Origin of the sequence: Acinetobacter calcoaceticus ANC 3811, assembly GCF_000399665.1 — a bacterium.
Taxonomy (GTDB): domain Bacteria; phylum Pseudomonadota; class Gammaproteobacteria; order Pseudomonadales; family Moraxellaceae; genus Acinetobacter; species Acinetobacter calcoaceticus_B.
In genome coordinates this window covers 1,207,635-1,227,451 of record NZ_KB976986.1, presented here as the reverse complement: position 1 = coordinate 1,227,451, position 19,817 = coordinate 1,207,635, and the positions used below count along the sequence as shown (strand labels likewise).

Below are 19,817 nucleotides of genomic sequence, written 5' to 3'. Positions count from 1 at the left end.
TATAGAGGATTGCAGGATGGTGAATCATCAAATTAAGGTATTACAGGCAGTTGTATCTGCAATTGCTGAAGGTGGTAGGGGCGTAACAGGCACTGCTTTTCCTCAGCAACCTGTAAAAGCTTTGAAGCTATATGAGTTTGAAGGTTCGCCATTTTGTCGTCGTGTTCGTGAAGTGATTACACTTTTGAATCTGGATGTCGAAATTTATCCATGTCCTAAAGGTGGGTTGAAATATCGTTCTATTGTTAAAGAGGCTGGCGGGAAATTACAGTTTCCTTTTTTAATTGATGAAAATACTGGTGATAAGTTATATGAATCACAAGAAATTATTCATCATTTATTTAAACACTACGGTAAAACTGGAAAGACGCCTCAGAAATTTTCGAATTATCCGAACATGCCGTATGTGGCATTTGCTGGAACCGTATTAAATGGTGCTCGCGGCGTTTGGATAAACAAAAAAATTGTTGATAGAGCTGCGCCTGAACAAAAACTTGAGTTATGGAGTTTTGAGGCAAGTCCTTATTCGCGAATTGTAAGAGGTTTACTCTGTGAGCTTGAGCTTCCATATATTTTGCATAATGTTGCAAAAGAAAGATGGCAAGATCAGGGCCCAGCTATTCTTCGTTTAAAACCAGGTAAATATGTACCTTTAAAAGGCGGAAAAAGAGAAAAAATATTGCCTGTTATGCAAGGTAAAATGCAGGTGCCTTATCTGGTAGACCCAAATACTGGAGTGAAGATGTTTGAGTCTGCTCAAATCGTAAAATATTTAAAGAAGCAATATGGGCGTTAATTAAGATCTTTTTTAGTAAGAGTTTAAGGCGCTTAACTTAAACTCGTTACAACACCAGATTTCATTACAAAATGTATGAAAATAAAGTGAGTATGCTAAATTAATAAGGTTAAATACCTAAAAGGCATATTTTATGGAATGTATGAGAATTCAGCCTGTAACAAGCGCTCCTGGTGAAAATGCATTATTTATTGTATTGGGGCTAGCTCAAGGTGATTCTGTAATAGAAAAAGTAAAAGACTTTGCTGCTAATTTTTCAGCATTAACCAGAAGCCTGTCTAATCGTTATCCAGAAAGTAAATTTAATGCTACGTTGGGTTTTAGTTCAAATGCATGGGATATTTTATTTCCAGAGCAAGCGAAGCCTCAAGAATTAGAAACATTTCAAGAAATTAGAGGGCCGAAATACACAGCTGTTTCAACCGCAGGTGATTTATTTTTTCACATTCGTGCTGATCGTCAGGCTTTATGTTACGAGCTGGGCAATATAATTAATCAACAACTTGGTAAAGTAACGCATCCAATTGATGAAGTTCATGGTTTTCGTTATTTTGACGGACGTGCAATTATTGGCTTTGTAGATGGAACAGAGAACCCAGAACCTGTTATTGCAGCGCAGTGGGCATTAGTGGGTAATGAAGATCCTGATTTTATCGGGGGAAGTTATGCTTTTATCCAAAAATATACACATGACATGGAAAAATGGCGTGGGTTGAGCGATGAAGAGCAAGAAAAAGTGATTGGCCGTAAAAAGTTTAATGATGTTGAACTCGGTGATGATGAAAAGCCTTTAACTGCTCATAATGTTGTAAGTAAAGCGCATGATGCAGAAGGCAATGAACTTAAAATTATGCGAGCTAATATGCCTTTTTCAAATCCTTCTAGAAATGAATATGGCACTTTTTTTATTGGCTATTCTCGTAAATTTAGTACAACCCGACAAATGCTTGAAAACATGTTTTTAGGAAATGAGCAGGGTAATCTTGATCGGTTACTTGACTTTAGTACTGCTCAGACTGGTACCTTGTTTTTTGTACCAACTGTCGATTTCCTTGATGATTTAGGCGATGAATAGTCGTTAAACTTGAAGGCTTAAATGATGGAAGTAACGAGATTGCTTCCATGACTTAAATTTAAAATTAATATGATGTGATGAAATGTTAAAGAAGATAACTCAGCTTTTTCAAGGCTCAAAAGAAACGCCGGAGCAAATTTACTTGCAAGAGAACCAATTAAAATTTGATTCTGAACGCGGACCTATCATTAACGATGTAGTGATTAATGAGAAATGGTCAGAACATCTGGAATATTTCTCAAATCGTAAATTACAAAATTTTGATAATCTTCAGAAGTTATTCCTCATTACTCCACAAATTAATGAAAAGATTGATCTGGAAATCGCAACCCAGCGCTATGTAGAAAGATTGGAAAATACGCAAGAAAATCTACTTGAGCTTAAAGCGATTATACAAATGTTAAATCAATATTACGTTTTGTTTTTGCGTGATAATTAATCATAGTTGATTGATTAAAAAATATAAAAAGTAGACCTAACTAGTAGTTTGATTTTCAAAAAAATAACTCAATTCACTAAAAACATCATGCTACTATTAGGCTTATATCTTCTTAGCTGATAAAAGCCATATACATGTTTCAACAAGAAATCTCTCAATTGAATTTACAACAGCTCAAAGCCGGTGAAAAGCGTTGGGTGGGGTCGTTATTAGGTTCATCTGCTGCATTATTATTCAAAGAAATTGCTGTTCAGCATTCGTCTTTACTTGTTGTTGTCGCTAGAAATAACCAGCATGTTGCTCAATTAGAAAGTGAACTTGAGTTTTATGGCATAAAACCGACAATTTTTCCTGATTGGGAAATCTTACCGTATGATCGTTTGTCACCTCATCAAGATATTGTTTCAGAGCGCCTCGCAATTTTATCTAATATGCCTCAGAAGGGCGTATTGCTCCTTTCAGCAAGCACTTTAGCTCAAAGAGTTGCACCATATTCATGGGTTTTAGGTGAGCATTTTGATATTCGTGTAGGTCAAAAATTTGATTTAGAGCAACAGAAATTACGTTTGGTACAAGCTGGGTATCATTTAGTAGATACTGTTTATGACCACGGTGAGTTTGCTGTGCGTGGCAGTATTATGGATATTTTTGCGTCAGGGCAAGAAGCGCCTATCCGTATCGATTTGTTTGACGATGAAATTGATACATTAAAATTCTTTGATCCAGAAACGCAAAGAACTACGGCAGCTTTAAAAAGTTTTACAGTTTTACCTGCAAAAGAATTCCCGTTAAAAGAAGCGCGTTCAATTTTTAGAGATCGGTATTCGGAGCTTTTTCCTACAGCAAACCCTAAGAAAAATCCGATTTATCAAGATGTTTTAGAGGGAATTTCTTCACCAGGAATTGAATTTTATTTACCATTGTTTTTTGATAAAGCCCAAATGCAATCGCAAAGTACACTTACAACGTACTTTCCAAATAATTGCATTGTAATTACAACTAATGATGTGGATGCTGATTTAACTAACTTTTGGAAAGAAGTTTTTCGTCGTTATGAAGATAGACGTCATAACGTAGATCAGCCAATCCTTCCACCTGAAGAGTTATTTATTGCTCCAAATCATTTGCTCAGTGCTTTAAACCAGTTCCCACGTATGCTTGTGAGTGCCGAGACGGTTGAAGAAAAAGCTGGTGCATTAAACCTTAAAGTAGAGCAGCCACCAAAGTTAGCGGTTGATCCGAAAAAAGAAAAACCGTTTGCCGTTGTTAAAAAATATATTGATGAAGCAAATCATCCCGTTTTATTGGTTGCAGAAAGTGCAGGTCGACGTGAAAGTTTAAGAGATGGTTTGCGTGCCAGTTTAGGAGATATTCCTGGCGTAGATAGTTTTGAACAATTTCAGACGAGTCAGTTTGCAATTGCTATTACAAATGCTCCGCTAGACCGTGGCTTACTTTTAACAGACCAATTGTCGGTTATTTCAGAAAATCAATTATATGAACATCGGGTAGTTCAGCGACGTCGTAAACGTCAGCAAGAAGTTTCAGAAGAGTTCTTAATTCGAAGTTTGACTGAATTAAGTATTGATGCTCCTGTTGTTCATATTGATCATGGTGTGGGGCGTTATGCAGGATTAGTGACTTTAGCAATTGAGGGGCAAGATTATGAATTCTTGCAGCTAAATTATGCTGAAGGGTCAAAAGTTTATGTCCCTGTAACTAATTTGCATCTTATTAGCCGCTATAGTGGTGGAGATCCAGATTTAGCTCCACTTCATAAAATTGGAAGTGATGCGTGGAGTAAAGCTAAACGCAAAGCTCTAGAACAAATTCATGATGTTGCAGCCGAATTATTGCATATACAAGCACGTCGTCAGTCAAAACCCGGTTTTGGTTTTGAACTCGATCAATCGCTTTATATGCAATTTGCCAGTGGATTTGCTTATGAAGAAACGCTCGATCAGGCAAATGCTATTGAAGCCACCCTTCACGATATGCAACAAGCTAGACCTATGGATCGACTTGTTTGTGGAGATGTAGGTTTTGGTAAAACTGAAGTTGCCATGCGAGCTGCGTTTGTTGCTGTGCAAAATGGCAAGCAAGTTGCTGTTTTAGTGCCCACAACTTTACTTGCACAACAACATTATGAATCTTTTAAAGATCGCTTTGCTGATTGGCCTGTGCGTATAGAAGTGTTGTCACGCTTTGGCTCAAATAAAACCCATACAAAAAATATTGAAGATTTGATTGCTGGTAAAGTCGATATTGTTGTGGGAACACATAAGCTTTTACAAGAAAATGTGCAATTTAAAGACTTGGGTCTAATGGTCGTCGATGAAGAGCATCGATTTGGTGTACGTGATAAAGAGCGTATCAAAGCATTGCGTGCAGATGTAGATATGTTGACGCTTACTGCAACACCAATCCCACGAACTTTAAATATGGCTTTTTCGGGAATGCGTGATCTATCTATCATTGCTACACCACCAGCCCGCCGTTTAGCGGTTAAAACCTTTGTACAAGAACATACGGAAGCTTCTATTAAAGAAGCTATCTTGCGTGAACTACTACGTGGCGGCCAAGTATACTTCTTACACAACGAAGTCGATACGATTGAAAGGGCTGCTGAAAACATTCGTGTTCTTGTACCTGAAGCTCGTGTGGCAGTTGCTCATGGACAAATGAGAGAACGAGAGCTCGAGCAGGTTATGCAGCAGTTCTATCACAAAGAATTTAATGTATTAGTATGCTCAACCATTATTGAAACTGGTATTGATGTTCCAAGTGCTAATACAATTTTGATAGAAAGGGCCGACAAACTTGGTTTAGCTCAATTACACCAATTACGTGGGCGTGTGGGACGATCACATCACCAAGCCTATGCTTACCTATTAGTTCCTTCTATAAAACACTTGAAAGGTGATGCAGAAAAACGTTTGGACGCAATCCAACGTGCTTCTACTTTGGGTGCTGGCTTTATGTTAGCTACAGAAGATTTAGAAATTCGTGGTGCGGGTGAGCTTTTAGGTGAGCAGCAAAGCGGTTCAATGCAGGCAATTGGATATAGCTTGTATATGGAAATGCTTGAAAAAGCCACTAAGGCAATTCAGCAAGGGAAAACACCGAATTTTGATGCACCATTATCGCTGACTGCGGAAATTAATTTACATATTCCAGCACTTATCCCAGATGAGTATTTAGGAGATGTACACCAGCGTTTATTGTTCTATAAACGCATTAGTAATACAGATACCCAAGAAAAGCTCGATAACATCCGTATGGAACTCATTGATCGTTTTGGGGTTCCTCCGCAATCGGTTAAACATTTGTTTAGTGTCCATCAGATTCGCTTGAAAGCTGAACACCTAGGCATTACCAAGATCGATATTAATACTCAAGGTGGCAATATTGAGTTCTCACCAGATACACCTGTTCAAGCGATCAGTATTATTCAGCTCATGCAAAAGCATCCGACCTATTATCGTATGGAAGGTGGGCAGCGTTTAAAAGTGATGGTTCAGCTCGAGGAACAGGAGAAGCGCATTCAATTTATTAATGATTTGTTAGCTAAATTATTAAATGAATTACATGCTTAAATAGTGTTTCGAAGTGATTTTCATCCCATACAAATTTTTTGAAAGCTGATCTCAGAATTTTATGCACGATTTCTCCAGTCACAGGAGGAATAAGTGCATAAAATCATTGTTATTTGTAATCAAACCAGCCACTAGTAATACTCACATCAAAACTGATGTGATAGTATTAGCCATTATTGTTTATTGTCATTTATAAAAGATATGTTTAGTTTGCATCCACAACTTGCTCAAGATACTTTTTTTGTAGGCGATTTTCCGCTTTCAACATGTCGTTTAATGAATGATATGCAATTCCCGTGGCTGATTTTAATCCCTCGTGTGCCGGGAATCACAGAATTATATGAATTGAGTCAAGCTGATCAAGAACAGTTTTTACGTGAATCAAGTTGGTTGTCTAGCCAGCTAGCTCGAGTATTCCGTGCTGATAAAATGAACGTTGCAGCTCTAGGTAACATGGTACCTCAGTTGCATTTCCATCATGTCGTGCGTTATCAAAATGATGTTGCATGGCCTAAGCCAGTTTGGGGCACACCTGCAGTTCCATACACAAATGATGTACTGGCTCATATGCGTCAAACCCTTATGCTTGCTTTACGTGGTCAAGGTGATATGCCTTTTGATTGGCGCATGGATTAATCGATGCAACGCCACATTTATATGAATGTGGCTACATTGAGGTGTGGAGGATAGGGTGCAATTAGAGAGGTTTATCGATAGAGAGCCTAAGCAGTTTGCATATTTTCATCGCTTGATGGGATATTCAATTCTGTCCTTAATTTTAGTGATCTATGCTTTTACCTCACCTAATACAAATTATCAGATCTACATTCCTCCTTTTTTTCTGTTTTTACTTTTTATTAGTTCGAAGTTAGAACATTGGCTTCAATACCAATTTGATAAGAAAACTCAAAAAAGTGTATTTTTTGCAATTGATGCAATTGTCGTAGCAGTTACCTTGGCGGGTCTGCATCTTAATTTGGTGCCTACATTTATTGCAGTATTTGCATTATTTTATTCTGCAATTAATAGCCGTATTTCTTTCGCAGTCATTTGTTTGACGAGCCTACTAGGCGCGATTATTTTTTATTTAAGTACATTTTTCCTATTTGGTTTTTATACATATTTTGAACCTACTAGCCAAGAGTTAACTGTTATTACACTCTTGGGTTTGGTTATGTTTATTACTATTGGAAATTACTACCAGCATCGTTGGGTTAAAAAAATCAGTCAGCAGCGTCAACATTACTATGATCAAATGACACGGTATATTGCTTTTGCTAATCAGTTAAGTCGTTATGCGCCACTACAGTTGTGGCAATCTATCATGCGCGGTGAAGCGGAAGCAAAAATTGAATATAAACGAAAAAAAATGACTGTATTTTTTTCTGATATTCAGGGTTTTACAGAACTATCTGAAACTTTAATTCCTGATGATTTGGCTTTTTTACTTAATGATTATTTAAGCCATATGACTGAAATTGCCAAGCAGTATGAAGCTACTGTCGATAAATTTATGGGAGATGCCATCCTCATATTTTTTGGCGATCCGAATTCTCAAGGCGTAGAGCAAGATGCCAAAGCCTGCGTAGAAATGGCAATCGCTATGCGTCAACAAATGAAATTGTTGCGCGAACGTTGGAAAAAAATGGGCTATTCAGCCTTACACATCCGTATGGGAATTAGTACTGGTTACTGCCACGTAGGAAATTATGGCGCAACACATCGTATGGCTTATACCATTGTAGGTCGAGATGTGAATTTAGCAGCTCGTTTACAATATGCTGCTGAAATAGATGAAATCTTAATTTCAGATGATACCTATCAATTAATTAAAAGTGATTTTCTTTGTGCTCCCAAAACGCCAATTTACTTAAAAGGTATTCAAGGTGCTGTAAAGACATGGCAAGTGATGGAGAAATACACAGGGAATAAGTCAGATCATCAGCAATGGTTCGACTATGAGTATAAAGGCTTCCATTTAGTACTTAATTTAGAAGAAGTACAAAACTATGAGTACCCTGAATTAGTAGAAGTGCTTGAAAAAATGATTCAACGGCTTAAAGTTCAACAAACTTTAATTAATACTCAAGGCATTGCACGGTTAAGACTAGAAGATGAAGTTAAACCTGTGGAAATTGATCAACAAGATCAAGTTTAAAGCTTAAAATGAGAAGCAAAAAAAAAGCTGCTTTTAAAAGCAGCTTTTTTATTTTAATGACTTTCGGAAGCGTGATTGATTGTGTATTTAGGAATCTCAATTTCTAAATCTTCATCAACAATCTTCACTTGGCAAGAGAGACGAGAATCAGGTTCAAGACCCCAAGCCCGATCTAGAAGATCTGCTTCAACATCATCCATTTCTTCTAGGCTGTCAAAACCCTTGCGAACAACTACGTGACAAGTTGTACAAGCACACGACATGTCACATGCATGTTCAATTTTAATTCCTCGATCGAGCAAACTTTGACAAAGATTTGCATTTTGTTCGACTTCAAATTCTGCACCTTCAGGGCAAAATTGAGCATGAGGAAGTACTTTAATACGGGGCATATTGATCACCTATACCTTTAGTTTGAATTTGACCAATCTTCAAGTTTTGTACCTTTTAAGGCGTGGTCAATATGTCGATTCATACGTAGTGCGGCAAAAGCATCACTATGTACTTTAAGTTGTTCTACAGCTTTTTCAATTGCTTGAATATCATTGCCTTCAAGCTGTACTTTCAGCAAATTTTCAGCAGTTTTAAGTGCTTCAAGCTGCTCATCATTAAGCAAATCGGCATCAACTTTGAGAGCTTGTTCTAAAGCTTCAAGTTCACGTTGTGCTTCAACTTTAGTTTCTTTTAAATGACGCAGGTTTTTATCTTCTTCCGCGTGTTGGAAGCCTTCAATTAATAAGCGTTCAGTATCAGATTCTGATAAACCATAAGATGGTTTAATATCAATTTGAGCTTGTACACCTGAAGTTGTTTCACGAGCCGAAACAGTGAGTAGGCCATCTGCATCTACCTGAAAGGTAACTTCAATGCGTGCTTGACCAGCAGTCATAGGGGGAATGCCGTGAAGGACAAATCTTCCTAATGAACGACAATGTTCTACTAAATCTCGTTCACCTTGAACCACATGAATAAGCATGGCTGTTTGACCATCTTGATAAGTTGTGAATTCTTGACGACGAGCAACAGGAATAGCGGTATTACGTGAAATAAGACGCTCTACTAATCCACCCATGGTTTCTAAACCAAGTGAAAGAGGAGTTACGTCTAAAAGTAATGAGCCGTCTTGACTGTTTCCAATTAATTGGTTGGCAGTAATCGATGCGCCAATTGCAACTACTTCATCAGGGTTGATCGTGCAAAGTGGTTCTTGATTAAAGACATTCCGAACTGCTTGCTGAACAGCATACGAACGGGTAGAACCACCCACTAAAACAACATTTTGAATATCTGATAATTCAAGTTTTGCATCACGTAAAACACGCTTACAAACACTGATTGTTTTATCTAAAGCAACCTGAATAATGCTTTCAAAAGTTGAGCGATCAAGTGTGAGTACATTTTCAAGTAATTTTAACTGAACTGATTCTTGCGTAGATAATTGTTCTTTTGCTTGACGAGCAGCAACAATAAACACTGCATATGCTTCATCGCTCAAAGTATCAATATCTAGCTGCTTTTTAGTCCATTTAACAATCAGGCGATCTAAGTCATCACCACCTAATGCAGTGTGGCCGCCGGTAGCTAAAACTTCAAAGACACCTTGTGAGAAACGTAAGATTGATACGTCAAAAGTACCACCACCTAAATCATAAATTACATAGTTATGATCTGTAGCTAAATTAGTTTCTTGGTCTAAACCATAAGCCACAGCAGCAGCAGTTGGCTCATTTAATAAACGTAATACATTTAAGCCAGCAAGTTGTGCTGCATCACGAGTTGCTTGTCGCTGAGCTTCATCGAAATAGGCAGGAACAGTAATAACTGCACCATTTACTGGATTCTGCAAACTAGTTTCAGCACGATCTTTTAATTGTTTCAAAATTTCAGCAGAAATTTCAACAGGGGTTTTACGACCAGCACGTGTTTCAAAAGCTGGCATCTCATTTTCAGAACCCATTAATTCATACGGATGCTGAAATTTGATATCTGCTTTTGAACGCCCCATAAAGCGCTTTACAGAAACAATTGTATTTTTAGGATCGGCAATAAGGAAAGGCTTTGCTTCTTCACCATAGTGAGTAGCATCATTTCCATAGTGCACAATAGAAGGAAGTAGTCTTCTTTCTTTTTCGTCATTGAGTACTTTAGGTTTGCCTGATAACACTGTCGCAACTAAAGAATGTGTTGTTCCTAGGTCGATACCAATCGCAATGCGGTGTTGATGTGGGGCACTGGATTGACCCGGTTCAGCAATTTGCAAAAGTGCCATGAGTTAAATCCCTTGAATATAATTTGGAAAAAGCAAAATTAAAAATCGTCGTCTAAATCAAAGTTGTCTTCGTCATCCAACATTTGATCTTCTGCTTTTTCAATATCGTTAAGAACGCGCTGGAAGAAACGTAATTTACGTACAGTATCTCGAGCTTCACCCCAGTCTTCATCTGAGTAATCAATTTTAAATTCGCGAACTAGACTTTCTATCCACTGAAACACTTCTTGTTTAAGAGTGCTTAGGTGCTCTTGTGAGGTTGCTTCATCAAGTTGTTCACGAAGCTCCAAGGCTGATTGTAAGAACTCAAAATCGCTAATAGATTGATCGAGGTGATGGTCTTGCTTTTTTAATGCTAAAAGATAAGCGGCACGGCTGTCTATTTGCGATAGTGTTTTAAAAGCTTGATTGATTTCACTTGATTTGATCAAAGCCTGATTTTTATCTTCTGCTTTATCAGGATGATGTTGCTGCTGCAAATTCAAGAAACTAGATTTTAAGCTCGCCAAATCGATATCGAGTTCTACGGGTAAATTGAACAACTCAAAATGATTCATTAGAAAGGAGGTCCACGTTAATTAAATACATTAAAACAGTGCTATAAAAAGTCACTGTTTTAATGAGAGATGGAAGGAGAAGGGTTATACAGTGAAAGACTCACCGCAACCACATTCACCTTTTTTATTGGGATTGTTAAATTCGAACCCTTCATTAAGGCCATTTTTGACGTAGTCCATTTCTAAGCCTTCTAAATACACATGGCTTTTTGGATCTACAAATACCTTAACGCCAAATTGTTCGAAAACTTCGTCATGTTCGTCAACAGAGTCAACAAATTCAAGAACGTAAGCCAACCCAGAACAACCAGAAGTTTTCACACCCACGCGAATGCCTTCACCCTTACCTCGGTTTTTAAGGTAATTGCTAATATGAGTCGCAGCATTTTCAGTTAAATGAATCATGAAAACTCCAACGTTTACAGTAATAACAAATTAAGCTTTTGATTTCTTAGTGCGATAATCTTCAATCGCAGCTTTAATCGCATCTTCAGCTAATACAGAGCAGTGAACTTTTACTGGCGGAAGAGCAAGCTCAGTTGCGATATCAATATTCTTGATTGCTTGAGCTTCATCAAGAGTCTTGCCTTTTAACCACTCAGTTACAAGTGAGCTTGAAGCAATTGCAGAACCACAGCCATAAGTTTTAAAGCGTGCTTCTTCAATCACACCGCTATCGTTTACTTGAATTTGTAAACGCATCACGTCGCCACATGCTGGTGCACCCACCATGCCTGTACCTACATTTTCAGAGTTTTTGTCTAAAACACCAACATTACGAGGGTTTTCGTAATGATCAATTACCTTTTCGCTATAAGCCATTTCGCTTCTCCAAACCTCGGGGTCAGCCTAATATTAATATGAGGGTAAAAACACTAATTTCAATGAATTAGTGTTCAGCCCATTCAACTGTAGAAAGATCGATACCTTCTTTGTACATATCCCAAAGCGGAGAAAGTTCACGTAATTTCTCAACAGCGGCTTTGGTAATTGTAAGCACATGGTCAATATCTTCTTCAGTTGTGTATTTACCAAAACTGAAGCGGATTGAGCTGTGTGCTAGCTCATCAGATAAACCTAATGCGCGAAGAACGTATGAAGGCTCTAATGTTGCAGAAGTACAAGCAGAACCACTTGATACAGCTGCATCTTTGAGCGACATCATTAAAGACTCACCTTCAACAAAGTTAAAGCTGACATTTAAATAGTTAGCAACGTTTTGAGTTGGATGGCCATTTAAGAAAACTTGTTCAAGATCTTGTAAACCATTCCAAAGCTTGTCGCGAAGCTTGCGAATACGCTCTTGTTCTGCTTGCATTCTTTTGCCAGCAATTTCAAAAGCTTCACCCATACCTACAATTTGATGAGTCGCTAAAGTACCAGAACGCATACCACGCTCATGACCACCGCCATGAATTTGTGCTTTTAAACGAACACGTGGGCTACGACGTACATATAATGCACCGATACCTTTTGGACCATAAATTTTATGAGCAGAGAAACTCATTAGGTCAATTTTCATGGTAGATAGATCAATTTCAACTTTACCAGCAGCTTGAGCAGCATCTACATGAAAGAAAGTTTTATTGGCACGTGTTAATTCACCAATTGCTGCTACATCTGTAACTGTACCGATTTCGTTGTTTACCATCATAAGAGAAACAAGAACAGTATCAGGACGAAGTGCGGCTTTTACCATTTCAGGGGTAATTAAACCAGTTTGTGGTTCTGGTTCTAAATAAGTAATTTCAAAACCTTGATCTTCTAATTCACGACAAGGATCTAGAACAGCTTTGTGTTCAATTTTACTTGTAATGATATGCTTGCCTTTAGATGCATAAAATTGTGCTACACCTTTTAGGGCAAGGTTATCTGATTCAGTTGCACCAGAAGTCCAAACGATTTCACGTGGATCAGCTTTGATTAAATTTGCAACTTGCTCACGTGCATATTCAACTTTCTCTTCTGCCAGCCAGCCATAAGCGTGGGAGCGAGATGCAGCATTACCAAAGGTACCGTCGAAAGTTAAACACTCCATCATACGTTCTGCAACTTGCGGATCTACTGGAGTGGTTGCTGCGTAATCAAGATAAATTGGACGTTTCATATCAAATACCTGTACCCGATAAAAGAGCTGAATCTATGCCAGTCACATTTTGGCGTAATGCAACAGTTTGAACGTTGTCTCGGCTAATGAGGTCGGCAAGAGAGATTTTTGCTAAATAGTCGGCAATATGATGAGAGAGTTCTTGCCATAAATCGTGTGTGAGACACATTGCACCATTTTGGCAGTTAGCTTTGTGGTCGCAACGTGTTGCATCAACAGTTTCATTTACAGCTTCAATAATTTCTAACACAGTAATTTCATCAGCATTTCGAGCCAAATGATAACCACCATTTGCACCACGAACGCTAGAAACTAAGCCATGACGCTTAAGTTTTGCGAATAACTGTTCTAAATAAGCAACTGAAATGGATTGGCGAGCGGCAATTTCGGCGAGCGTGATCGTTTGTTCAGTTGGCTGCAAAGCTAAATCAAGTAGAGCAGTCACTGCGTAGCGACCGCGAGTTGTAAGGCGCATGATTCGATACACATGTTAAGACTAGATAATAGGATTTTATGAATCCCGACTAAAATAGTCAAGTTTTTTTATTTTTAATTCAAGTGCAGGAACAAAAGGGAAAAATTAATTTAAGCAACCCACAAATTATATATGAAATAAACAATAAATATTAGGCTAATTATACCAAAGGCGAAGTTAATATTACGTTGACGCTGCTGTAAGCGAGTAATTCGATTTTGATATTGTTTGATTTCGACATGAAGTGAGTTGATTTCTGAACGTTGTTGATCAATTTTTTCAAGCAATGGGGCAATTCTTTTGCGTGAAGCAAGGGCTTCAGCTTCATCATCAGGGGTGTTAAACCATTGCTTCCAGTCAGCTAGTAGTTTAGGCAGAGTAAGATGAGAAATTAAGTCTAATAACTCTTTCTTGGTTTCTGCATCACCATCAATACGCATGTTTTTAAGACTGCGCTGGTTTGAAAAAGCGAAAATCTTAATCAAATCGATAAGTGTACTATTGATTTCAAGATCAATACGTCGATCAAAAGAGTGGATGTCGAACAATAAACCCTTTTCTGTAAATTGAACATAAAAGTCAAAAAAAGGTAGATAGCTATTGATACGAATAGTCGTTTTGTTTGAAATAAACTTTTTCGCTTGCAAGCGAAGAACACCATCGTGGGTGAGAATAAATGAAAAGAAAGTTTCTAAAATAATTAGAACGATATTCAGCAACAGACGGGGATGTTTTTGTCTTTGTTGCGTTTCACTCATAAAAGTTTATCCTTACAAATAGCAGTTAAGCGAAGAATGGGACATCCTATCCCAAACTTTAATAAATGTCCTGTTAAATATATTTACATGACTTAATTGCTTTGTAGAACAGTTTTGTAAATGGATCAAGTCTTTACTTTGATATTATAGAAATATTTTGTGGTCAAATCAGTCATCATCTCTCTCATCTGATTAGGAGCTTAGATCAATGGATAATGCAAATATAGATACACAGGTAGAAGAGTTGGAAGAAAAAAATAAATTAAAATCAAGAGGTTCAAGAAAGTCAGCCTTGGATTTTAGAAAGTATACCAAGCAAATTTGGTTAGCTGGACTAGGAGCTTTTTCACGAGCAGAAGAAGAAGGTAACAAGCTATTCGACTCTTTGGTTAAGGTAGGGGAAGAGCTAGAATCTAAAACTGGCGATTTAGCAGATAACACTATGGGTAAAGTTACAGAAAAAGCAAAAGAATCTGTATCTGAAACAAAAGATAAAGTAGAGAAAATTCTTGATACCAGTGTTAACCATTCTTTAAACCGGATTGGATTGGTCACTCCGAAGGATTTACAGCACATTGAACAGCTCTTAGTACAGCTTCATATTAAGATTGATGCTTTAATAGAAGAAAACCAGCAATTGAAAGAAAAATTGAATAAAAAGTAAAAAATGTTGGGATTTAGCAAATATATAACAGTTTTTTAGCATTTATTTTCGCTAAAAGCCCTGCTCTAGTATTGCGTTTTCCCCCAAAGCATTGCTATAAAGGCGTCATGGCCTTTTAAACTATAGCCTTGGACCTTAAACAAACGATATTAAGAGGATGTTTTATTCATGAATAAATCAGAATTAATCGATGCAATTGCTGAAAAAGGGGGAGTATCTAAGACTGATGCAGGCAAGGCACTCGATGCGACAATTGCGTCAATTACTGAAGCACTTAAAAAAGGTGACACAGTAACTTTAGTCGGTTTTGGTACTTTCAGTGTTAAAGAGCGTGCTGCACGTACTGGTCGTAACCCTAAAACTGGTGAAGAGCTTCAAATTAAAGCAACAAAAGTACCTAGCTTCAAAGCTGGTAAAGGTCTTAAAGATTCAGTAGCTTAATCTTTTAAGATGATTAAACGCGCCAATATAGGCGCGTTTTTTATTAAAAATCTGAATTGACCAATATTGCTCATTCATTGATTGTGGTTTTTCAGTTAAAATTCTCCTCGAAATAAAATATTGGAATACTTATGGAATCGTTTCGTACAGTCATTAAGGGTTGGCTCGGCAAAGTCCTTCTAATTTTGTTTTTGACCCCTTTAGCACTTGTAGGTATTGAAGGATATTTTAATAGGGGAAACAAGGCTGATGTTGCAAAAACAGTAAATGGCCAAGAAATATCTAAGAAAGACCTCGAAACTTTAACTCAGTCTTACAAAGAACAATATTTAGCTGCTGTAAAAGGTGATGAGAGTTTACTTAATTTGCCTGTTATTCAGGCTAAGGCACTCGACATTTTAGTGTCACGTAATTTACTAATTCAACAAGCTGAAAAATTAGGTATTTCACTAAGTGATAGCCAAATTGAGCAAATGTTAGCTCAGCAGCCTAGTTTGCAAGAAAATGGACAGTTCTCGCAAAAGCTCTATGAAAATTATTTACGTTCTGTTGGTCTGACAAGTCAGGGCTTAATATCTAGCCTTCGTCAAGATCATGCTTTAAAAATGCTAACTTCAACTTTTTCTGATTATTCTTTGGTAAGTAAAGTTGATTTAATGCAAATTGCGAATTTGCAAACTGAACAACGTACATTACATTTGGCGAGTATTAAATTAGATGGTTATAAAACAGGTTTAACTGCATCTAATCAAGAAGCTACAGATTATTACAACAAACACCAAAATGAGTTTAAACAACAGGCTTCTGTTGATGTGGATTATGTTGTTCTGTCTCCATCAATGATGGCTAAACCAGCTCCTGCAACTGAAGCTGAACTTCAGCAAGCATATAGCAAGTTCGTTGAAACCCAGAAAAAAGATGCTAAACGCACTGTGAAGCATATTTTAATTACGACTGATGCTCGTGATGATGCAGCGGCTCAAAAACTTGCTAAAGAAGTATATGCAAAAATTCAAGGCGGTCTTACATTTGCACAAGCTGCATCTCAGTTCTCTGAAGATCCAAGTTCGAAAGCAAAAGGTGGTTTAGTTGAAGCATATGCACCGGGTGTTTTTTCCGATGCGTTTGATAAAACTGTAGTTAGCCTAAAAAATGGACAAGTTTCTCAACCAGTAAAAACTCAATATGGTTATCATATTATTGAGGCAGAAACTCAAGCTAATCAAATCCCTTCATTTGAAGCTGAAAAAGCTCGTTTAGTAGCAGAAGTTGAAAAGAATAAAGTTGCGACTGTTTATTCAGATACCGTAAACAGTTTAAATGAAACGATTGTTGGTAATGATTCTTTAGAAGCTGTTGTGCAAGAAGTAAAAGGTACAAAAGTTGAATCATTAAATGGCGTAACTTTAGCTACACAAAATCCATATTTAAGTGATCCAAACGTTAAAATTAAATTGTTTAATGATGACGTGAAAAATGGTGACCGCAATGCATCGTCTAATATTCAGCTAGCGAATGGTGATACGGTATGGGTTAAAGTACGTGATTATCATGCTGCTGGTGTAAAACCTTTAGCACAAGCGATGAATGAAGCGAAAGCAAAAGTTATCGATGAAAAAGCGCGCAAAGCTGTTCAAGCAAAAATTGCTACAATGTTAGCTGAATTTAAAACTCAACCAGCAGATCAAGTTGTTGCTAAAAATAAAGTGGCATTTGAATCGGCTGGCGTATTTAGTCGTTCACAAGGATTAAAGCGTGAAATTGAGCGTGCAGCATTTAGTACAGCTACACCTAAGCCAGGTATGTGGTCTGTTACGACAGCAAATTTACCAAATGAGCTGGTTGTTGTTGCGGTTTCAAATGTAAATTCATCTGCTGCAAATGCTATTCCTGCTGATCAGTTACAGCAGTTAAAGCAACTTTATCGTCAATCACGTGGTCAACAGATATTGGAAGATTACAGTCAATATTTAAAATCGCATGCGAAAATTAAATAATAATTTGATTCAATAAAAAAAGCGCCTCGGCGCTTTTTTTATTGGCAGTTAATCTAAGCTGTGACCAATATATTGCTGTCTATATTGTTTAGGAGATAAATCAAAAATTCGTTTAAATGCCTGACTAAATGCTGTTTCGGATGAATAGCCAACCTTATTTGATATTTGCTGAATTGATAAGTTACTTGTGCGTAAATACTGACTGGCTAAACGGAAACGATAATGCTGTAAATAAGTTAGAGGTGGTTCACCAATAATACTGCTAAATAAGTTTGCAAATTTAGAACGTGACATACAGCATTGTTCAGCTAAAGATTCAACTGTCCATGTGACTTCAGGTTGGCTGTGAATAGCAGATAATGCATTGCTTAGTTCAGGATGAGTTAAGGCGCTTAACCAGTTTTGTTGATCTGTCATCTGTTGAATATGGTCACGAATACATTCAATGAGCAAAATACTGACTAAATGATCAATAATTTTGTCATGACCCGGCCTGATTTTTTGAGTTTCGATTGCTAGAAAATAAAGTCCAATTTGTAGCCATTCAGGTGGATTGGTTTGATTCTCATGTTGAATATGCATGATGGATGGCAGGGCATTAATGAGTGGCCCAGCCATATGAGTATCGATTTGACAGCGTAAACATAGCAATAATGTATTATCGGGAGATGAAGTACCAAATTCGATTGCGTCTTGTCTATGACCATTAAAAAGCGAAGTGATATCCAAAGAATCTACCAACTTACTCGCTGTTGATTTTGAATCAGTTGCACTATGTGCTTTCCCCGAAGGAATTAAAATAATATCGCCAGCAGTCGCAGTTATTTTTTCTGAAGCGTTAAGTTGAATATATACTGAACCAGTTAAAACAATATAAGCAAGTAGAGCAGATTGATCTTGTGTTTTAAAAGCCCATTCTCCTTGCGCTTTTAAATAGATGTATTCAGACTTATTAAGGTGAATATCATCAAAAAATTTACTTAGTGCATCCATATTTAAATGATCAATCATTATTTTAATAAAATTATAGTGAGCTACAAGAATAGATCAACATGTGTTTTTAGGACAGAAAAGTGGAAGAAAATGCCAAAGACTTTAACATAGGTTTTTTGGACGGTTACTACTGTTAACTAAACACTATTTCTTTAACTATATAGACATATAGAAAAAGGAAATATAGCTATGAATGCACCAGTAAATGTTCAGCAAGAACTTATGCCAGTGCCTGCGTCTATGCGTGAAATAGATCGCAAACGCTTTTTATGGATGATTAGTCCTGCTTTACCTGCTATCGGTTTGGGTATTTTAGCTGGTTATCAGTTTGGTCCACGTCCTTTGAAGAAAGTCTTCGCATTAGGTGGTCCACTTTTATTACATGTCGTGATTCCTGCAATTGATACTATTATTGGGAAAGATGCTCGAAATCCGACAGATGAAGAAATTAAGCTTTTAGAAAAAGATCCATATTACTCGCGTCTTGTGAAGAGCTTTATTCCTCTACAGTATGCTGCAAATGTTTATGCATGTTATTTAACAAGTCGTAAAACGACATCATTTATTGATAAGGTTTTACTTGGTATCTCAATGGGGGCAATCAATGGTATTGCGATTAATACAGCCCATGAGTTAAGTCATAAGCCTGATCGTATAGACCATATTTTGTCTCATCTTGCGTTAGTTCCTACAGGCTATAATCATTTCCGTATTGAGCATCCTTACGGTCATCATAAGCGTGCAGCAACACCAGAAGATCCAGCTTCTTCACGTATGGGTGAAACCTTCTATGAGTTCTGGCCACGTACTGTTATTGGTTCTTTTAAATCGGCAATAGAAATTGAAAAAAATCGTTTAAAACGTAAAGGTAAAGAATTCTGGTCTTCAGATAATGAATTATTACAAGGCTGGGGAATGACTGCTGCTTTTCATGGCTCTATGGTTGGAATCTTTGGTAAAAGTACAATTCCATATTTAGCAACACAAGCATTTTATGGCATTAGTCTTTTTGAAATTATTAACTATATTGAGCATTATGGTTTATTACGCCAGAAAAAAGAAAATGGTCAATATGAGCGCACAATGCCTGAACACAGCTGGAACAATAATAACGTAGTAACAAACTTGTTCTTGTACCAGTTGCAGCGTCATTCAGACCATCATGCTTATCCGACTCGTCCATTCCAAGCATTACGTCATTTTGATGAAGCACCAGAGCTACCAAGCGGTTACGCAAGTATGCTACTACCAGCATTAATTCCTTCATTATGGTCTAAAATAATGGATAAGCGAGTTTTTGATCATTATAAAGGTGATTTAAACAAAGCAAATATTTCACCAAAACGACGTGCAAAAATCTTTAAGAAATTTGGTGTAGTTGATAAAGCGTTAAACAGCACAATCGAATAAATAAAAATATTAATTCCTGAAATACGAAGCCCTCTAGTTTAATCGCTAGAGGACTTTTTAGTTTTTGACATAAAGCTAATAA

Annotated in this window: 19 protein-coding genes; 10 read left to right on the top strand and 9 right to left on the bottom strand. The window is 37.2% G+C overall.

Annotation, left to right across the window (positions count from 1 at the left end; translation table 11 throughout):
• The first annotated feature begins 16 nt into the window (after positions 1-16).
• The 6 genes from F935_RS06995 to F935_RS06970 all read left to right on the top strand — a co-directional run bounded on the left by F935_RS06995 (position 17) and on the right by F935_RS06970 (position 8,064).
• Positions 17-796: a glutathione S-transferase N-terminal domain-containing protein gene (locus tag F935_RS06995; RefSeq protein ID WP_016138269.1), complete on the top strand. Its 780-nt coding sequence runs from the start codon at positions 17-19 to the stop codon at positions 794-796.
• Positions 797-938: 142 nt separating this feature from the next.
• Positions 939-1,871, top strand: coding sequence for a Dyp-type peroxidase (locus tag F935_RS06990; protein ID WP_080645713.1), 933 nt, complete (start codon positions 939-941; stop codon positions 1,869-1,871).
• Between the two features lie 82 nt (positions 1,872-1,953).
• Positions 1,954-2,310: a hypothetical protein gene (locus F935_RS06985; protein WP_016138267.1), complete on the top strand. Its 357-nt coding sequence runs from the start codon at positions 1,954-1,956 to the stop codon at positions 2,308-2,310.
• A 134-nt stretch (positions 2,311-2,444) separates the two neighbouring features.
• On the top strand, positions 2,445-5,906 hold the full coding sequence (gene mfd, locus F935_RS06980; protein WP_016138266.1) for a transcription-repair coupling factor: 3,462 nt from the start codon (positions 2,445-2,447) through the stop codon (positions 5,904-5,906).
• 201 nt (positions 5,907-6,107) lie between these two features.
• Positions 6,108-6,542 carry an HIT domain-containing protein gene (locus tag F935_RS06975; RefSeq protein WP_004792657.1) on the top strand — a complete coding sequence of 145 codons (435 nt, stop codon included), beginning with the start codon at positions 6,108-6,110 and terminating at the stop codon, positions 6,540-6,542.
• Positions 6,543-6,597: 55 nt separating this feature from the next.
• Positions 6,598-8,064 carry an adenylate/guanylate cyclase domain-containing protein gene (locus F935_RS06970; protein ID WP_016138265.1) on the top strand — a complete coding sequence of 489 codons (1,467 nt, stop codon included), beginning with the start codon at positions 6,598-6,600 and terminating at the stop codon, positions 8,062-8,064.
• Between the two features lie 53 nt (positions 8,065-8,117).
• On the opposite strand, the gene fdx is transcribed toward F935_RS06970, so the two are convergent.
• The 8 genes from fdx to F935_RS06930 all read right to left on the bottom strand — a co-directional run bounded on the left by fdx (position 8,118) and on the right by F935_RS06930 (position 14,230).
• On the bottom strand, positions 8,118-8,456 hold the full coding sequence (gene fdx, locus F935_RS06965; protein WP_004792653.1) for an ISC system 2Fe-2S type ferredoxin: 339 nt from the start codon (positions 8,454-8,456) through the stop codon (positions 8,118-8,120).
• 17 nt (positions 8,457-8,473) lie between these two features.
• Positions 8,474-10,333 carry a Fe-S protein assembly chaperone HscA gene (gene hscA / locus F935_RS06960; protein ID WP_016138264.1) on the bottom strand — a complete coding sequence of 620 codons (1,860 nt, stop codon included), beginning with the start codon at positions 10,331-10,333 and terminating at the stop codon, positions 8,474-8,476.
• Between the two features lie 38 nt (positions 10,334-10,371).
• Positions 10,372-10,890, bottom strand: coding sequence for a Fe-S protein assembly co-chaperone HscB (hscB, locus tag F935_RS06955; protein WP_016138263.1), 519 nt, complete (start codon positions 10,888-10,890; stop codon positions 10,372-10,374).
• Between the two features lie 84 nt (positions 10,891-10,974).
• Positions 10,975-11,295, bottom strand: coding sequence for an iron-sulfur cluster assembly protein IscA (gene iscA / locus F935_RS06950; RefSeq protein ID WP_004792648.1), 321 nt, complete (start codon positions 11,293-11,295; stop codon positions 10,975-10,977).
• A 30-nt stretch (positions 11,296-11,325) separates the two neighbouring features.
• A complete protein-coding gene (iscU, locus tag F935_RS06945; RefSeq protein WP_004792646.1) occupies positions 11,326-11,712 on the bottom strand; it encodes a Fe-S cluster assembly scaffold IscU in 387 nt (128 codons plus the stop codon).
• A 67-nt stretch (positions 11,713-11,779) separates the two neighbouring features.
• A complete protein-coding gene (locus F935_RS06940; RefSeq protein ID WP_016138262.1) occupies positions 11,780-12,997 on the bottom strand; it encodes an IscS subfamily cysteine desulfurase in 1,218 nt (405 codons plus the stop codon).
• 1 nt (position 12,998) lies between these two features.
• The gene (locus F935_RS06935) at positions 12,999-13,472 is read right to left on the bottom strand and encodes an Rrf2 family transcriptional regulator (protein WP_016138261.1); all 474 of its coding nucleotides are present in this window, start codon (positions 13,470-13,472) and stop codon (positions 12,999-13,001) included.
• A 110-nt stretch (positions 13,473-13,582) separates the two neighbouring features.
• Positions 13,583-14,230 carry a hypothetical protein gene (locus tag F935_RS06930; RefSeq protein ID WP_016138260.1) on the bottom strand — a complete coding sequence of 216 codons (648 nt, stop codon included), beginning with the start codon at positions 14,228-14,230 and terminating at the stop codon, positions 13,583-13,585.
• Between the two features lie 208 nt (positions 14,231-14,438).
• Here F935_RS06930 and F935_RS06925 point away from each other — a divergent pair, with 208 nt between their 5' ends.
• The 3 genes from F935_RS06925 (at position 14,439) to F935_RS06915 (ending at position 17,332) form a co-directional block, all read left to right on the top strand.
• A complete protein-coding gene (locus tag F935_RS06925) occupies positions 14,439-14,894 on the top strand; it encodes a phasin family protein (RefSeq protein WP_016138259.1) in 456 nt (151 codons plus the stop codon).
• Positions 14,895-15,062: 168 nt separating this feature from the next.
• Positions 15,063-15,335, top strand: coding sequence for an HU family DNA-binding protein (locus F935_RS06920; protein WP_001043034.1), 273 nt, complete (start codon positions 15,063-15,065; stop codon positions 15,333-15,335).
• A gap of 131 nt (positions 15,336-15,466) precedes the next feature.
• Positions 15,467-17,332 (top strand): SurA N-terminal domain-containing protein, encoded by a 1,866-nt coding sequence (locus F935_RS06915; protein ID WP_016138258.1) that lies wholly within the window; start codon positions 15,467-15,469, stop codon positions 17,330-17,332.
• 48 nt (positions 17,333-17,380) lie between these two features.
• Here F935_RS06915 and F935_RS06910 read toward each other — a convergent pair whose 3' ends face one another.
• Positions 17,381-18,325 (bottom strand): AraC family transcriptional regulator, encoded by a 945-nt coding sequence (locus F935_RS06910; RefSeq protein WP_416201904.1) that lies wholly within the window; start codon positions 18,323-18,325, stop codon positions 17,381-17,383.
• 189 nt (positions 18,326-18,514) lie between these two features.
• Here F935_RS06910 and F935_RS06905 point away from each other — a divergent pair, with 189 nt between their 5' ends.
• A complete protein-coding gene (locus F935_RS06905) occupies positions 18,515-19,735 on the top strand; it encodes an alkane 1-monooxygenase (protein WP_016138256.1) in 1,221 nt (406 codons plus the stop codon).
• Positions 19,736-19,817 lie beyond the last annotated feature (82 nt).

Coding starts and splice junctions, on each gene's coding strand:
- F935_RS06990 (WP_080645713.1), top strand. CDS start 939: ATGAGAATTCAGCCTGTAACAAGCGCTCCTGGTGAAAATGCATTATTT.
- fdx (WP_004792653.1), bottom strand. CDS start 8,456: ATGCCCCGTATTAAAGTACTTCCTCATGCTCAATTTTGCCCTGAAGGT.
- F935_RS06905 (WP_016138256.1), top strand. CDS start 18,515: ATGAATGCACCAGTAAATGTTCAGCAAGAACTTATGCCAGTGCCTGCG.
- F935_RS06935 (WP_016138261.1), bottom strand. CDS start 13,472: ATGCGCCTTACAACTCGCGGTCGCTACGCAGTGACTGCTCTACTTGAT.
- mfd (WP_016138266.1), top strand. CDS start 2,445: ATGTTTCAACAAGAAATCTCTCAATTGAATTTACAACAGCTCAAAGCC.
- F935_RS06975 (WP_004792657.1), top strand. CDS start 6,108: ATGTTTAGTTTGCATCCACAACTTGCTCAAGATACTTTTTTTGTAGGC.
- F935_RS06940 (WP_016138262.1), bottom strand. CDS start 12,997: ATGAAACGTCCAATTTATCTTGATTACGCAGCAACCACTCCAGTAGAT.
- F935_RS06925 (WP_016138259.1), top strand. CDS start 14,439: ATGGATAATGCAAATATAGATACACAGGTAGAAGAGTTGGAAGAAAAA.
- iscA (WP_004792648.1), bottom strand. CDS start 11,295: ATGATTCATTTAACTGAAAATGCTGCGACTCATATTAGCAATTACCTT.
- F935_RS06915 (WP_016138258.1), top strand. CDS start 15,467: ATGGAATCGTTTCGTACAGTCATTAAGGGTTGGCTCGGCAAAGTCCTT.
- iscU (WP_004792646.1), bottom strand. CDS start 11,712: ATGGCTTATAGCGAAAAGGTAATTGATCATTACGAAAACCCTCGTAAT.
- F935_RS06920 (WP_001043034.1), top strand. CDS start 15,063: ATGAATAAATCAGAATTAATCGATGCAATTGCTGAAAAAGGGGGAGTA.
- F935_RS06910 (WP_416201904.1), bottom strand. CDS start 18,325: ATGGATGCACTAAGTAAATTTTTTGATGATATTCACCTTAATAAGTCT.
- hscA (WP_016138264.1), bottom strand. CDS start 10,333: ATGGCACTTTTGCAAATTGCTGAACCGGGTCAATCCAGTGCCCCACAT.
- F935_RS06995 (WP_016138269.1), top strand. CDS start 17: ATGGTGAATCATCAAATTAAGGTATTACAGGCAGTTGTATCTGCAATT.
- F935_RS06930 (WP_016138260.1), bottom strand. CDS start 14,230: ATGAGTGAAACGCAACAAAGACAAAAACATCCCCGTCTGTTGCTGAAT.
- F935_RS06985 (WP_016138267.1), top strand. CDS start 1,954: ATGTTAAAGAAGATAACTCAGCTTTTTCAAGGCTCAAAAGAAACGCCG.
- hscB (WP_016138263.1), bottom strand. CDS start 10,890: ATGAATCATTTTGAGTTGTTCAATTTACCCGTAGAACTCGATATCGAT.